The sequence below is a fragment of the Pseudomonas sp. AC083 genome (assembly GCF_979253165.1).
This window is the reverse complement of record NZ_CEEDDH010000311.1, coordinates 1-241: the sequence shown is the minus strand read 5'-3', so window position 1 is coordinate 241 and position 241 is coordinate 1. Positions and strand designations below refer to the sequence as shown.

Below are 241 nucleotides of genomic sequence, written 5' to 3'. Positions count from 1 at the left end.
ATAGTAGTAGCTCCAACACGTGAACTTGCTCAGCAACTTTATCAAGTTGCTATGCATTTAGTAAAATTCAAAAAAGGTATAAATGTAAAACTTTTCATTGGTGGCACCGATTTAGAAAAAGATAAACAACGATGTAACCATCAACCACAACTCATTATTGGTTCACCAACAAGAATTAATGATTTAGCACATTCAGGTTATCTTCATGCACATTTAGCCTCATATTTAATTATAGATGAAG

The 241-nt window shown here is 32.4% G+C and carries 1 protein-coding gene; it reads left to right on the top strand.

Going from position 1 to position 241, the window contains the following annotated elements; translation table 11 throughout:
- Positions 1-241: DEAD/DEAH box helicase (locus tag AC0IXA_RS28040; protein ID WP_471814999.1), on the top strand; the 241-nt coding region annotated here is incomplete at both ends.